The organism is Kribbella sp. NPDC051587 (assembly GCF_044453945.1).
GTDB lineage: Bacteria > Actinomycetota > Actinomycetes > Propionibacteriales > Kribbellaceae > Kribbella.
Map to the genome: position 1 here is coordinate 140,091 of NZ_JBITDE010000013.1, position 14,426 is coordinate 154,516.

Annotated in this window: 12 protein-coding genes; 5 read left to right on the forward strand and 7 right to left on the reverse strand. The window is 68.1% G+C overall.

What is annotated here, in order from left to right; all coding sequences use genetic code 11:
* A complete protein-coding gene (locus tag ACIA49_RS34205; RefSeq protein ID WP_396382209.1) occupies positions 1-1,512 on the reverse strand; it encodes an LLM class flavin-dependent oxidoreductase in 1,512 nt (503 codons plus the stop codon).
* 47 nt (positions 1,513-1,559) lie between these two features.
* A complete protein-coding gene (locus ACIA49_RS34210; protein ID WP_396382211.1) occupies positions 1,560-4,595 on the reverse strand; it encodes a BTAD domain-containing putative transcriptional regulator in 3,036 nt (1,011 codons plus the stop codon).
* Positions 4,596-4,691: 96 nt separating this feature from the next.
* On the opposite strand from ACIA49_RS34210, the gene ACIA49_RS34215 reads away from it, so the two are divergent.
* Together ACIA49_RS34215 and ACIA49_RS34220 are read left to right on the forward strand one after the other, a co-directional pair.
* Positions 4,692-5,255 (forward strand): NADPH-dependent FMN reductase, encoded by a 564-nt coding sequence (locus ACIA49_RS34215; protein WP_396382213.1) that lies wholly within the window; start codon positions 4,692-4,694, stop codon positions 5,253-5,255.
* Positions 5,256-5,268: 13 nt separating this feature from the next.
* Positions 5,269-5,805 carry a dihydrofolate reductase family protein gene (locus ACIA49_RS34220; protein WP_396382214.1) on the forward strand — a complete coding sequence of 179 codons (537 nt, stop codon included), beginning with the start codon at positions 5,269-5,271 and terminating at the stop codon, positions 5,803-5,805.
* Between the two features lie 92 nt (positions 5,806-5,897).
* Here ACIA49_RS34220 and ACIA49_RS34225 read toward each other — a convergent pair whose 3' ends face one another.
* The gene (locus ACIA49_RS34225) at positions 5,898-7,262 is read right to left on the reverse strand and encodes an FAD-binding oxidoreductase (protein WP_396382215.1); all 1,365 of its coding nucleotides are present in this window, start codon (positions 7,260-7,262) and stop codon (positions 5,898-5,900) included.
* A gap of 346 nt (positions 7,263-7,608) precedes the next feature.
* Here ACIA49_RS34225 and ACIA49_RS34230 point away from each other — a divergent pair, with 346 nt between their 5' ends.
* Positions 7,609-8,679: an alpha/beta hydrolase family protein gene (locus ACIA49_RS34230; protein WP_396382216.1), complete on the forward strand. Its 1,071-nt coding sequence runs from the start codon at positions 7,609-7,611 to the stop codon at positions 8,677-8,679.
* Here ACIA49_RS34230 and ACIA49_RS34235 read toward each other — a convergent pair.
* The 3 genes from ACIA49_RS34235 to ACIA49_RS34245 all read right to left on the reverse strand — a co-directional run bounded on the left by ACIA49_RS34235 (position 8,660) and on the right by ACIA49_RS34245 (position 10,611).
* Positions 8,660-9,496 (reverse strand): methyltransferase domain-containing protein, encoded by an 837-nt coding sequence (locus tag ACIA49_RS34235; RefSeq protein WP_396382217.1) that lies wholly within the window; start codon positions 9,494-9,496, stop codon positions 8,660-8,662. The genes ACIA49_RS34230 and ACIA49_RS34235 overlap by 20 nt on opposite strands.
* 78 nt (positions 9,497-9,574) lie before the next feature.
* Positions 9,575-10,261 (reverse strand): hypothetical protein, encoded by a 687-nt coding sequence (locus ACIA49_RS34240; RefSeq protein WP_396382218.1) that lies wholly within the window; start codon positions 10,259-10,261, stop codon positions 9,575-9,577.
* Positions 10,261-10,611: a hypothetical protein gene (locus ACIA49_RS34245; protein WP_396382220.1), complete on the reverse strand. Its 351-nt coding sequence runs from the start codon at positions 10,609-10,611 to the stop codon at positions 10,261-10,263. The genes ACIA49_RS34240 and ACIA49_RS34245 overlap by 1 nt, the downstream gene beginning before the upstream one ends.
* A gap of 152 nt (positions 10,612-10,763) precedes the next feature.
* Between ACIA49_RS34245 and ACIA49_RS34250 the strand changes: the two genes are divergently transcribed.
* Together ACIA49_RS34250 and ACIA49_RS34255 are read left to right on the forward strand one after the other, a co-directional pair.
* Entirely contained in the window at positions 10,764-12,755 is a 1,992-nt protein-coding gene (locus tag ACIA49_RS34250) for a sensor histidine kinase (RefSeq protein ID WP_396382222.1), read from the forward strand.
* Complete coding sequence (locus ACIA49_RS34255) at positions 12,752-13,432, forward strand: response regulator (protein WP_396382224.1); 681 nt, start codon at positions 12,752-12,754, stop codon at positions 13,430-13,432. The genes ACIA49_RS34250 and ACIA49_RS34255 overlap by 4 nt, the downstream gene beginning before the upstream one ends.
* Here ACIA49_RS34255 and ACIA49_RS34260 read toward each other — a convergent pair.
* Positions 13,429-14,424, reverse strand: coding sequence for a helix-turn-helix transcriptional regulator (locus ACIA49_RS34260; protein WP_396382225.1), 996 nt, complete (start codon positions 14,422-14,424; stop codon positions 13,429-13,431). The genes ACIA49_RS34255 and ACIA49_RS34260 overlap by 4 nt on opposite strands.
* Positions 14,425-14,426: the final 2 nt, after the last annotated feature.

The window sequence follows — 14,426 nt, forward strand, 5'->3', positions numbered from 1 at the left end:
CTACATGACGCCGAGTCGAGCCAGTGGCTCGACCAGCTCACGTTCCTCGTAGGACAGGTGCGAGAGCAGCGTGTCGTCCAGCAGGTCGACCGCTGCCCGCAGTCCGTCGATCGTGCCGGACCCATCCACCAGCGCGACCAGGGCCTTGTCCACGCCCTCCAGTACGTCGTGGATGACGAGGTGCTCCTCCTGCAGCCGATTCACGACCGGTACCAGCGCAGGGTCGGCCCGGCGCAGCTGCGGGAACAGCGACGCGTCCTCGATCGAGTGATGCGTGGTGACGAGCCGGCAGTACGACTCGCAGTACGTGCCGAGCGTCCAGTTGTTCTGCCGCATGGTCATCGTGTTGATGTGTGAGCGCGCCTGACCGATGCCCATCGAACCAGCCGCGACCTGCTCGACCAGATCGTGGATCTGCTCGAGCTCCGAGCGCAGATGGTCGTGTACGTCGATCAGGTGCTGCCCCGACGACAGCTGGTACGACGTATACGTGCGCGACGGGTCCAGCGCCGGCCCGGTAGGTCGCTCCGACTCGTCCAGCACCTGTACGGCGCTCCGTCGTACCGCAGGCGGTGGAGTCGGTACGACGGCGAACCCGGACGACTGTGGTGGCGTCTGAGCGACGGCTGCGGTCCCGTTCCGCGCGGCCTCGACCGCCTCGCGAACCCCTTCCGCGACCTCAGCGAAGCGGCGGATGTCGGTCGGGTCGTCAGAAGCGAGGATGTAGGTGCTCATCCCCTCGCCCAGCGTCAGCTCAGTGAGCTGGTCGATCCACACCTGCTCTGGCCCCTGCAGGAACCCACCGCTGCCGGCGAACTGCCCAGAGAGGTTGTACAGGCGCCGTACCGATGCCGGGTCGCGTCCTGCTTCGACAGCCGCCTCGTCGATCAGCTTGTTCATCGCAGCGAGCTGGTCCGGTCCGACGTACCCGCTGCTGGGGAGCCAACCGTCGGCCAGGCGGCCGGTGACGGCCAGCATGCGTGGCTTGTACGCGCCCAGCCAGATCTCCACGTCGTGTGCAGGCTGTGGGCCGCGCTTCGCACCAGCAACCGTGTAGTGCTTGCCGGGAAGCTTGATACCGCCACCTGTCGGCGTCCAGACCTCCCGCATGATCGCGATGGCCTCTTCCAGGGCTGTGATGCTCTGGCCCGCAGTGAGGCGCGGTCCGCCGTTGGCCGCGACGGCCTCCAGGAATCCGCCGGCGCCGAGGCCCAGCTCCACCCGGCCGCCAGTGATCTGGTCCAGCGTGGCCACGCTGCGCGCCAGCACCACCGGATGCCGCAGCGGCAGGTTGGCGACGTTCGTGGTGACCTTGATGCGCTGGGTCTGCGCTGCGACGACGGACAGCAGCGTCCAGGCGTCCATCAGGCGCGGCTGGTAGGGATGATCCTGGAAGCTCACCAGGTCCAGCCCGACCTGCTCGGTCAGCTGTGCCAGCGCGATCACGCGCGCGGGGTCGTCGATCGCGGGGGTCAGGAAGGTCCCGAAGACCAGATCGTGGCCGTAATCCATGAGCACCAAACTACTTGGCTTAGCAAATAATCTCAAACACAGAACATCTACTCACAGAGCAGGTCGAAGGCCTGCCGCGGCGTGAGCTCACGGCCGCGTCCGAACGCCTCGTCGTAGCCTGCGCCGAGAGCAGTCTCTGCTGCTGCAACGGCCCGTGCGAGGTCCTCGACTTCGGTGGAGGCGATCAGGTGCTGACCGGCTGCTCGGGTGGCTGACGCCGCTCCGAGAAGCTGCGCGGCTACGTTCTTGTCCTCGACAGCCGCAGCCATCCCCTCAAGCGCCAGACACATGCTCCGGACGGAGTCGTGAGCCTCAGAGACTTCAAAGGACTCCTTGTGAAGGTCCAGAGCCGCAGCCGGATCACCCTGCAACTCCAGTACGAACCCGAGCTCAGCCAGCACCATCGACAGGTAGAGCACCGACTCGCTCTGCGCGCGGGCTGCTGCGAGCAGCGCCCGCAGTCGGCGCTCTGCGTCGCCAAGGTCGCCCATCCGCCGAGCTCCGAAGGCCAACACGATCTCAGCCAGGGCCTGCAACGACCGCTGCCCCTGCTCTGTCGCCAGTCGCAGCGCACGCTCGCCGTGCGCACAGGCAGCCTGGTAGTCGCCCCGCCTGATCTCAGTCCAGCCGAGCATGCCCAGCGCCCCAGCTACGTCGGGCCACAGCCCAAGCGTCTCCGCAAGCTGCACACACTCACCGTGCAGGCGTGCGGCTTCCTCGAAGTCACCATCCAGCTCAGCCGCTGCACCGAGCCAGCTTGTCGCCTGGAGCTCGCCCCACGCATCACCCAAGGCACGAAAGCTTCGCGTGCTCTCCACTGCGTCAGCTCGCAGCGCCTTCACGTCGGACCGCAGGTGTGCGTGCTTGGCGCGAGCCAGGAGCGCCGCAGCAACTCCCCACTGATCACTGGCTGCTTCGAAAGCCTTCAGGCATCGCTCCAGTAGCGCCTCACCCATGACGACTTCACCGACATCAACGCTGGTGAATGCGACCCACCACTGATCGCGTGCATCAGCCGTCTCCGACCAGCGCTCCCACTCGGCACCTGCCCGGCGATCCGCCTGCAGATAGAGGAACCCAGCCCGCCAGACACCTGCGCGCGCTGACTCCGGTACGGCGTCCAGCGCGCGGACCGCCTCCGCCGTACGGCCACGCAGGAACCAGAACCACGCCAGCGCGTCGACAAGTCGCTCAGCCAGGTCCGACTGTCCAGTGGCTACGGCCCGGTCGAGCGCCGTCCGCAGGTTCGCCGCATCCGCATCCAGGAGACGCAGCCACCGGCTCTGTTCAGCACCGAAGAGCTGGGCCGACTCCGCCAGCGCCACGTAGTACTCGAGGTGCCGCTGCTGCGCTGACTCCAGTTCGCCAGCCGCACGCAGCTTCTCCAGGCAGTACGCCGCCACTGACTCCAGCAACCGGTACCGCGGTCCGTCGACACCATGCACCGGTACGACGAGCGACCTGTCGACAAGTCGAACCAGAACCTCCAGTACGTCGATCGCCGGCTCAGCGCACACTTCGGCCGCGGCATCCGCCGTACTGCCATCAGCGTGTACGGCGAGGAGTCGCAGCACGATCTGCTCGTCGGGAGCTAGCAGCTCCCAGCTCCAATCGATCATCGCCTGCAGAGTCTGCTGACGTGGTGCAGCTCCACGATGCCCGGTCGCCAGCAGCCGGAACCGGTCGTCCAGCCGAGCTACCAAGCCCTGGATGCCGAGAGCACGCACGCGCGTGGCGGCGAGTTCCAGAGCGAGTGGGATGCCGTCCAGCCGCCGACACAGCACAGCAACGTCAGCAAGGTTGTCTGCGGTCAGTGCGAAGTCTTGCGATGCTGCAGCTGCCCGAGCGACAAACAGCCGGACCGCACTGCAGTCTGCCGCCGCATCTGGCTCCTGACCAGCCGGCGGGACCTCCAGCGGCGGTACGGTCCACACCGCCTCGCCTGCGAGGTTGACAGGCTCACGGCTGGTCGCCAGCACACGCAGGTCCGGTGCTGCAGCCAGCAGCTCGTCCGCCAGGTCTGCAACCTCAGCGATCACCTGCTCGCAATTGTCGAGCAGAAGCAGTCGTGAGCCCATGACGGCCGCCAGGCGCTCCACTGCGGTCTCAGCCGGACCACTGCTGTCTCGCAGATCCAGAGCAGCCTGTACGGCGTCGGTGAGCGCGTCTCGCACCGAGAGCGCTGCCGGGGTGACGGCGGCCAGCTCGACGAGGACAACGCCGTCCGCGAACCGGTCTGCCACCGAAGCCGCCGTGGCCAGAGCCAGTCGTGTCTTGCCCACTCCTCCTGGTCCGGTCAGCGTCACCAGCCGCGAGGATGCGAGTGCAGCACCGACGTCGTTGACCGCGTCCGACCGACCTATCAGGTCGGTCCGCTGAGCAGGCAGGTTGCTGCGCGCGTGCGGTAGCTCCTGCGTCAGGATCGACTGCTGCAACGCGACCAGCGGCGGACTGGGGTCCAGCCCGAGCTCATCGGCCAACAGTCGCCTTAGCTCTTCGTAGCTCTCAAGGGCCTCGCTCTGCCGGCCAGCTCGGTACAGCGCACGCATCTGGGCCGCACGCAGCCCCTCACGCAACGGATGCTCGGCCACCAGAGCAGACAGCTCCCCGACCGGCACATCTGCGCGCTCCAGAGTCGTGAGGCGCTGCTCTGTCAGTCGCGCGACCGCAGTCTCCACAAACGCCTCGTCGGCAAAGTCCGCGTACGCCGGTCCGCGCCACAGTCCCAGCGCTTCATCCAGCTCGCCCCGTGAGACCCGGTCTGCGAACGCCAGCGCGTCGTACGAGGTCTTGTCGACGGCGATCGAGTAGCCCGCTGGTCCGGAGCGCACGAGGCTCCGGCTGCCGGGCTCGGCGTCTTCGAACGCACGGCGCAGCTGCGAGACCTTGGCCGACAGCGTCCCGGCGGGGTTACCCGGGAGCTGCGTTCCCCACAGGTCGTCGATCAGACGGTCAGCCGGGACCGGGCGGCCCTCGTGGACCAGCAGGTCGGCCAGGAGCGCACGCCCCTTGAGCCCCTGGATCGTCACGGGCTCCCCCGCGTCGGTCCAGGCTGTGACCGGTCCTAGTACGCCGAAACGCATGGCCGCACCCTATCTTTCCGGCGGCCGCCGTCCGCACCGGAAAGAAACCGTAAACGGTCTCCGGCAGAGTACAGAGCACCAGAGAGGAGGCAGGAAATGCGACTCGCAGTCATCATCGGCAGCACCCGCCACGGCCGGTTCGGACCGACCGTCGCGCACTGGCTGGCGACACAGGCGGCCAAACAGTTCACGGTCGACCTGATCGACCTCGCAGACGCCGACCTGCCCACTGCGCTTCTGGATACTGACGACCCGGTGCCGGCGGAGGTCGCCGTACTGGCTCCGCGGCTGACTGCTGCCGATGCGTTCGCAGTGGTCACTCCGGAGATCAACAGCAGCTTTCCTGCCGCACTGAAGACCGCACTGGACTGGTTCTACGAGGAGTGGCACGCCAAGCCCGTCGCAGTCGTCAGCTACGGACGGGAGAGCGGTGGCCTGCTGGCTACCGCACAGCTGCGGCAGGTCTTCGCCGAACTGCAAGCCGTCACCATCCGCAACACGGTCACCCTCCCCTGCTACTGGGAGCAGTTCACCGCCGACGGCTCCTGGCCGCGGCCGGCTGCGGGCTACGAGGCCCAAGCCAAGCTCATGCTCGACCAGCTCACCTGGTGGGCCCAAGCGCTCCGGGATGCGCGCACCAAGCACCCGTACCAACACTGAAAGAGGAAGCATCATGCGCAAGCTCATCGAGTCCACGTTCGTCACCCTGAACGGCGTCATCTCGGACCCGCAGGACTACTCCGGCCCTTACTGGGACGAGGACCACTTCGGCTACTCCGGCGCGCTGATGGCCGAGACCGAGGCCCTGCTGCTCGGCCGCAGGACCTACGAGGGGTTCGCCGAGGCCTGGTCGCAGCGCAGTGGCGACATGGCCGATACCTTCAACAAGATGCCGAAGTACGTCGCCAGCCGCACGCTGACCGAGACGACCTGGAACGCCACCCTGCTTCAGGGCGACACCGTCGAGGCGATCCGCGAGCTCAAGCAGCAGGACGGCGGGAACCTGCTCAAGTTCGGCACGGGATCGCTCTCCAAGACGCTGCTGGACAACAAGCTGGTCGACGAGTACCACTTCTGGGTCTTCCCGGTGCTGGCCGACGGCGAAACCATGTTCAGCGGGCAGGGCCTGGACATCCACCACCTCGATCTGCTCGGCACCACCACCTTCAAGTCCGGCATCGTCGTCCACAAGCTCGCCCCGAAGTCCTGAAGTCCTGAGCACCGCAGCAGCCCTGAACGTCACAGCGCGGCCCGGTACGACGTACCGGGCCGCAGTGCTGTGTGTGCTGGGTCAGAGCCGGATCACGGCGCGATGTTCTGGTTGAGGTGGAACAGGTTGCCCGGGTCGTACTTGCGCTTCACCTCGACCAGGCGGTCGTAGTTGCCCTTGTAGTTGTCGCGGATCCGCCCCTGGTCGTCGTCGGCCATGAAGTTGACGTAGCCGCCGGCCTCGGAGTGCGGTGCGATGTCGTCGTAGTAGGAACGGACCCAGTCGGTACCCGCCTCGTTCTGGGCCGGGTCCGGCCACATGCCGGCGATCACGGTGGCGAACTTCGCGTCGCGGTAGGCGAACGCCGTCGCATCCGGAGTGACCCGATGACACGCGCCGTTGATCGGGTAGATGTGCACGGTCGAGTTGACGGCAGGCAAGCCCGGCGCATGACGCAGGTGGGCCTCGATCGCGTCGTCGGTGAGCTCGGTGACGAAGTTCGCCTTCCAGTAGTGCTGCAGTCCGGCCGGAACCAGGCCGTCGAACGCACTGTTCAACGCCGGGTACGGCATCGGGCCGACGTGCTCGGCGACCACCGGAGCAAACTCCCGGAACGCCGAGACAGCGCTCTCTCCGCGTTCCGGGTCGCCGGCCCAGCAGGCGACGATCAACGTGAACGGCTCGCCGTGCCGATCCTCGGGAATGAACGGCAACGGCGGTGCGAGCTGGAAGGCCGGGAAGCCGCCGAGCTCTTCCGGCGCATCGCCGATCAGGTCCCGGAACCCGGCCAGTACGGCGGCCGCGTCGGACATCTCGAACAGCATCGGACCGCCGTACACGGTCGAGACAGGAGCCAGCCGGAACTCGAGCGCGGTCACCACTCCGAAGTTGCCGCCACCGCCGCGCAAGGCCCAGAAGAGGTCCTCGTTCTCCTTCTCGCTGGCGATCAGGAACTGCCCGTCGGCGGTCACCACGTCGGCCGAGATCAGGTTGTCGCAGGACAGGCCCAGACCGCGGGCCAGGTACCCGATGCCGCCGCCGAGCGTGAGGCCGCCGACGCCGGTGGTCGAGATGATGCCGCCGGTGGTCGCGAGCCCGAACGCATGCGTGGCCGCGTTGAAATCACCCCAGGTCGCGCCGCCGCCTGCCCTCGCGGTCCGGCTGACCGGATCCACCCGGACGTTGCGCATGCCGCTCAGGTCGATCACGACCCCGTCGTCGACGGTGCCGAACCCCGGCACACTGTGCGAACCGCCCCGGACCGCCAGTTCCAGTTCGTTCGTGCGGGCGTAGTCGACCGCGGCCATCACGTCCCCGGCGTTCTCGCAGCGCACGACGACCTGCGGCCGCTTGTCGTGCATCGCGTTGTAGACGCGGCGTGCGTCGTCGTACCCGTCGTCGCCGGCAGTGAAGATCTGCCCGCGAACGCGCTCTCTCATGTTCTCGATGGTGCTCATGTCTGCTCCCCGGACCCCCGGTCGCTGCTCACGACACGGCGCGCATCAGACGACGCAGCGCCGTACAGACCGATCGTCGCCGGAAGCGCGCCTCGCCCCAGTCAGCGCCTCAACCCGGCAGTCGGTCGGCCCTCCCCCAGACCTCGCCCGCTCCCCTCGACCCTCCTCCCGCTCGCGAGGTTCGTCAATGCCATGAGCGGCGCCGTTCGGCTCCGGTAAGGCTCTGTCAGAGCTCCGTCGAAGCTGCGTCGAGGATCTGCCGAAGCGACGGCTGAGCAACCGCTCTCTCGCCTCGTTTCCCGGCGCTTTCGATCGGTTTTCGATGGCGGACGGCAGACTGACCCGCATGGAGCGACGGACAGCGTTGACGACTCTCGGTGCGCTCGTGGCGGCGGCTGCCGTCGGATGCAGCAGCAACGACACGGCACCCACCGCGAGCGCTCCGAGCAGCACCGGACCCACGCCGTCCGGCGGGCCGTCGAGCCCCAGCCCTTCGTCTGCGAGCCCGAGCACCGGGGCGACGCCCAGCGGGACCCCCACGAGAACGCCAGAGAGCGCTCACCCGGTTTCTCTCCCGGCGCTGATGGCGAAGAAGTACGACGGCCGCAACCTCCGCCTCGACCGCGTGCTGGCGCGCAACGCCGCCTACACCCGGCACCACATCACCTATGCGAGCGGCGCACTCACGATCTCCGGGATCCTCAACGTCCCATCGACTCCGGGTCCGCATCCCGCCGTCGTCCTGAACCACGGCTACATCGACCCGGCCGTCTACACCACCGGCCGCGGTCTCGCCCGCGAGCAGGACTACCTCGCCCGCCGCGGGTACGTCGTACTGCACACCGACTACCGCAACCACGCGCAGTCGTCCAAGGATCCACGCTCCGAACTCAACCTCCGGCTCGGCTACACCGAGGACTCGATCAACGCCGTCCTCGCGTTGCGGACCTCGCAGTACGTCGATCCCGAGCGGATCGGAATGTTCGGCCGCTCGATGGGTGGCGGGGTCACCTACAACGTGCTCGTCACGCAGCCCGGCCTGGTGAAGGCCGCGATCGTGTACGACTCGGTCAGCACCGACACCGTCGAGAACTTCAACCGCTGGACCCGGCCGGAGGCAGCGGACGCCGGCGCGATCCTGCGCGCGTACGGCGAGCCCGCGCGGAACCCGGAGTTCTGGCGCAACGTGTCACCGGTGACGTTCTTCGACCGGGTCACCGAACCGGTGTTGATCCATCACGGCGAGGCCGACTCGACCTGCCCGATCGCCTGGTCCCGGAGAGCGCTCTCGGCGCTCACCGCGGCCGGCAAGAAGGCGACGCTCTACACCTATCCCGGCGAGGAGCACTCGTTCGTCGCGGCCTGGCCGACCTCGATGAGCCGAACTGTTGCCTTCCTCAAGCAACAGGGGGTTTGACCGCGCTCACGGCGTACATGGTCAACGACATGTGGAACGCGCCCCGGTCGGCGGCCGAGGTGATTCCGTTGGCGAACGCCGTCGCCTCTGCCTCGGTGATCGCGCCGCTCTGCGCAGCGCGAAGATGCATCATCGAGACGAACCCTTGGCGCGCACCCGCCTGCGGTTCCAGCCAGGTGGCCGCGGTCTCGCCGGTGATCTCGAGCCCGGCCTCGGCGAGCTGACCGCGGAGCTGCCGGCCCGAGTACGGATTCGCCGACTGGGACAGGAAGCTGCCGACCATCCGCTGCAGCACATCGGGATCGGCCGGGTGAATGATCGCCGTCTGCCAATCGGTGTCGATAAGCACGATCCGGCCGCCGGGCCGCAAGACCCTGACCATCTCCCGCACCGATCCGGCTGGGTCATCGACATGTTGGAGAACGCGTTCACAGCGCAGAACGTCGACCGACTCGTCGTCGAACGGCAGCTTGTCTGCCAGCCCGTCGACGAACTCCCCTTTGCCGGCCGGCCCACGCCGTACCGCCTCCTCACGCAGCCCGGCGCTCGGCTCAACGCCGATGGCACGCAGCCCGAGGTCAGCGAACACGACCACGTCCTCGCCGGTTCCCGAACCGACGTCGACCGCGGTCTCCCCCGCCACCGGCGCCAGCTGCTCCAGCGCCCACGCCTTCAAGGTCAGTACGGCGGGCCGCTGCGCCATCTGGTCGAGCACGAAAGCCCTTCCGGCGGCATCGGCCCGCGCCGCATCGGCAACCTTGAAGCTGCCGATCTGTACCTTCGCGCCCAGCTCGCCCGGCGCCTCGATCTCGCTCATCTGTCATCCCCCTGTGCACGGTCCCTTAGGCACGTCGAGACTAGCGCCGGACGAGCCTGGTTTTCAGTACGTTTCCCTTTAGGGCAACGGTTCCCACTCGTCGTCCCGCAGGCGCAGGATCACCCACCCCACCGCGGCGAACCCGGCTGCCTGCAGACCCCAACCGACCAGATCCAGCGTGTGACTGACCAGGATGATGGCCGCGATGAAGTGGATCGGCTGCGAGATCGCAGTCGCCACCGCCGCCCAGCGAGGCACCATCCGAGAACGCCAGAGAGCGCTCCCCAGCAAGACCGTCCCCAGCACGTGGCCAACCACGAACACCACGCCTGCCACGCCCACTGACCCGTGCGTCGCCTCCGCGACCCTCGTGATCGAGGCGGCGTCGAGCCCCGCCTGCCCGCCCGACCAGGTGAAGATGTCAGTCGACGTCATCCACGGCAGCGCCAGATACCCCGGTACGACGAGCAACAGGGAGAGCGCTGTCAGCAACGGAGCTCGCTGACGGATCAGCCGGGCCACGAAGTAGGCGCCAGGCACCAGCGTGAGGACCCCCACGAACGCCAGCCACAGCACCAACGAGGCCCTGCCCGGATGGGCCAGCATCTTGCTGGTGATCGTCGCCGGATCGTCGACGGTGTCGTAGGGCAGGAGGTAACGCAGCAAGGCGATCGCCGCCGGCCCGATCGGGAGGATCAAGGCGCCGAACCAGCGCGACGCCGTACGGATGTCGCCGCGCGGAGCGGTCGTTTGGACCTGGCTCATCATGCACGCGCCGGCACTCGGGCGGGCAGCAGCACCGCGATCACTCCGAAGATCGTCGCCGCGACGCCGACTCCGGCTGCTGCTACGGCAGGCGCCGGTACGTCGGACGCGAAGAACGCGGGTACCGCCAGCAACGCCGAGGCCAACCGCAGCGTGATCAGCGGAGCCAGCACCCATCGCTTGCCACCCCACCCCAGGACGACCAGCACGAGGCTGATCAGGCCCACCACCGCGCTCCCGATGGCGATCACCATCGGCGGGTGCTCGCCATCCGTCATCAGCGGGGTGAACAAATCCGCCACCGACAGCAGGCCGAGGACGACGAGGCCGGCCTTGTTGATTCCAGACATTTCAGATCTCCTTCCAGTTCGTCTGGAACCACCGTCGCGAGTTCCGCCGTACTGCACCTGAGAGCGCTGTCCCCCGATCTCGGGCAGTTCCCCGGCCGGTCCGGGATCGTGATCCCGAGACGCCGGGACACTCTCGGGAGCACACTGCCGTTATGACGACCTCCGAACCAGCGCCGGCCGAGAGAGCGCATTCTCGGCGGACGCTCGCGGGCGCCCTGGGCGGGCTGGCCGTCGCCGAGGTGCTGGCCGGTGTCGTCCTGTCGCTCGTGACCGGCTGGGGCTGGGCCGAGATGCTGGACGGTTTCGTGGTCACGAACGGCCTGATGGGGGTGACGTTCGGCCTATGCGGCGCGGTGATCGCGTGGCATCGGCCCAGCAACCCGATCGGCTGGCTGTTCCTTGCCGATGGCATCGGTCACGCAACGACCGCGTTCAGCGCCCCGCTGGCCTCCGTCCTGGCCGACGCCGGCGCACCGATCGCGGCACAGCGCCTCGCCACCACCGTTGCCCTCTTCGCCTGGCCGTGGTCGATCGGGCTCTTCCTCCCCCTCGCCCTGCTGCTGTTCCCGAACGGTAGAGCGCTCTCTGCACGCTGGCGCTGGGTCTCGATCGGAGTCATCGTCACCTCACCACTGTTCGCGCTCGAGTCGGGTACCGGCGGCGATCCGATTACCCCCGGCCTCCCTGGCGGGTACCTGACCATCCCGTCGTACGCCGACCTGCAGCCACTGTGGACCGTCGCCGAGGTCCGCAATCTGGTGGCAATCGTGCTCGCCATCAGTTGCCTCGTGATCCGTTTCCGCCGAGCGGACGAGATCGGCCGTCGTCAGCTCCTCTGGTTGCTCCTGGCCTCGGTGGTCGCCCTGCTCTTCATCACGCCCTGGGCCTTCATCGCCGGAACCCCGATCTTCGTCCTGCTGGCCATCCCACTGATTCCGATCGCGGTCGCGGTCGCCATCGTGCGCCACCAACTGCTCGACATCCGGCTGGTCGTCTCGCGGGCGCTGACCTGGGGACTCCTGACGTTGGTTGCCATCGGCTCCTATGCCGCATTGGCCGCTCTCCTCGGTGCGCTGATCCCGTCCCGGGTGGGTCGTTCGGCGGCCGTCACCGTTCTCGTGGCGCTGATCATCGCGCCGGTCCTGCCCCGCCTCCGGCAACTCGTAGATCGGGCTCTCTACGGTGACCGCGGCGATCCCGCCCGGATCGCGTCCCGGGTCGGCGAACAGCTCTCCGCCGGACTCCCCGGTGTCGTTGCCGCGATCCGCTCCGGCCTGCGCTTCCCATATACCGCTCTCACGATCGACGACACAGTCATCGCCTCCGACGGGATCCCGCCAGACATCGTCGTACCGATAGAACTCCAGTACGGCGGTACGTCGGTCGCGCAACTGCTGATCGGCCTACGGTCAGGCGAGTCCACGTTGTCGACCGCCGATCGCGATGTGCTCGCACTGGTCGCCGTACCGCTGGCGGTTGCAGTCCACGCGACTCGACTGTCGACCGAACTGCAATCATCGCGGGAGAAGCTGGTCGCTGCGCGCGAGGAGGAGCGGCGTCGGTTGCGCCGCGATCTGCACGATGGTCTCGGGCCGACGCTGACCGGGATCGCGTTCACCGCCGATGCTGCCGCGAACCTCGTCGACACCGATACCGACAAGACCCGCGACCTGCTCAACACCCTGCGGACCGACACCCGTGCGGCGATCGGTGATGTCCGGCGACTCGTCGACGACCTCCGTCCGCCGGCGTTGGACGAACTCGGGCTGGTCGGAGCGCTGCGCCAGCGAGCGGATCAGCTCTCGTTCCGGGCGGACGGTGCAACGATCCAGGTCGAGGTGGCGGCGGAGGGGTTGCCCGCATTACCTGCGGCACTGGAGGTCGCGGCGTACCGGATCGCCACGGAAGCGCTCACCAACGTGGTCAGGCACTCCCGAGCGACCTCGGCCGTACTAGCGTTGCGCTGTGGCAATGACCTTGAGGTCGAAGTGACCGACGACGGCCCACCCAACGGCGCCTGGCACCCCGGCGTCGGTCTCCACGCCATGCGCGAGCGAGCCGCCGAACTAGGCGGCGCCTTCGAAGCCGGTCCGACCCCGACCGGCGGCCTCGTCCGTGCCAGCCTCCCCTTGGTCACGCCATGAGCGACAGCAGAGAGCGCTCTCCGGCTGATGCTCCCGTCCGCGTGGTGCTGGCGGACGACCATCCTGTGGTTCGGGCCGGACTGGCGGCGTTGTTGACCTCGTTGCCGGGAATCGAGGTCGTCGGGGTTGCATCGAACGGGCGGGAAGCGGTTCGCGAGGTGATCACGAGCCGGCCGGATGTCGCCGTACTTGATCTGCAGATGCCCGACCTCGACGGGTTCGCGGCCACCCGTGAGCTGGCGCGCTCGGCGCCGGAGGTCGCCGTACTGGTGCTGACGATGTTCGAGGACGACGACTCGGTCTTCGCCGCGATGCGGGCCGGCGCGCGCGGCTACCTCGTGAAGGGCGCGGAGCAGGACGAGATCGCTCGGGCGATCCGCGCGGTCGCGGCCGGGGAAGCGATCTTCGGACCCGGCGTCGCCCGCCGCGTGCTCGGGTTCTTCGCCGCACCAGCGGCCACGGCCGAACCGTTCCCGGAGCTCACCAGTCGGGAACGCGAGATCCTCGATCTCCTCGCGGCCGGCCTGTCCAACCCGGCGATCGGTGACCGCCTGCACCTCGCCTCGAAAACCGTTGCCAACAACGTGTCCGCGATCTTCACCAAGCTCGGCATCGCCGACCGCGCGACCGCGATCATCCAGGCCCGCAACGCCGGCCTGGGCACGGAGAAGGCCTAGGAGATCGCCCGGAGATAGCGCTCTCCGAGGATCTTGAGGTGCTCGACCAGACCGGCCGGGCCATCGATCCGGAAGTCGAGTCCGAGCATGCCGATGTACACCGCGATCATCTCCAGCGATTCCGACCCCGTGACGAGAATGCAGGTCTGTTCGTCCACCGGCTCGACCACCCCGACGGCCGCGTGGATCCGGCTCAGCACCTCCTCCGCCGGAGCGAACACCGTGATCCGGGCATGCACCTTCCAGCCGGTCGACGCGACGTCGCGCAGGACGAATTCGGTGTAGTCGTCCTCCGGCATCGGCCGCGGTACGTACCGCATACCTGTTGCCATCCGCAACGACATCCAGTCGGCGCGGTAGGTCCGCCACTCGTCGTGCTCGTCGCGGGCGACGACGTACCAGAAGCCGTGCCAGCTCACCAGCCGGTACGGCTGCACGAGCACCGGGAGGTCCGACGTACGGGCGGATCCAGCGTCACGGGAGAGCGCTCCCTGTGGGATCTCGTAGTCGAACCGCAGGTAGTGCTCATCGCGGATGCCGGCCGCGATCGTGCTCAGCAACGACGGGTCGATGTCGGGCGCGTTGAAGTTCGTCCCGGTGTCGTCCGGCCCCTTCGAGGTCGCCCGATGGACGGCGTTCACCTGACGCCGGAGCCGATGCGGCAGGACCTGCTCGAGCTTGGTGAGAGCGCGCACGCTGCTCTCCTCCATCCCGGCGAGGCCGGCGCCGGTTCGCAGACCGACCGCTACCGCAACCGCTTCCTCGTCGTCCAGCAGCAGCGGCGGCAGCTTGGCACCGACCCCGAGCTTGTAATGCCCAGCCGGCCCGCGCGCCGCGTCCACCGGATACCCGAGCTCGCGCAGCCGGTCGATGTCGTTCCGGATCGTCCGCGTCGTCACGTCCAGCCGCTCGGCCAGCTCGGCCCCCGTCCAGGCGGGCCGCGTCTGCAGCAGGGCCAGCAACGAGAGCAGTCGTGACGAGGTCTCCAGCACTT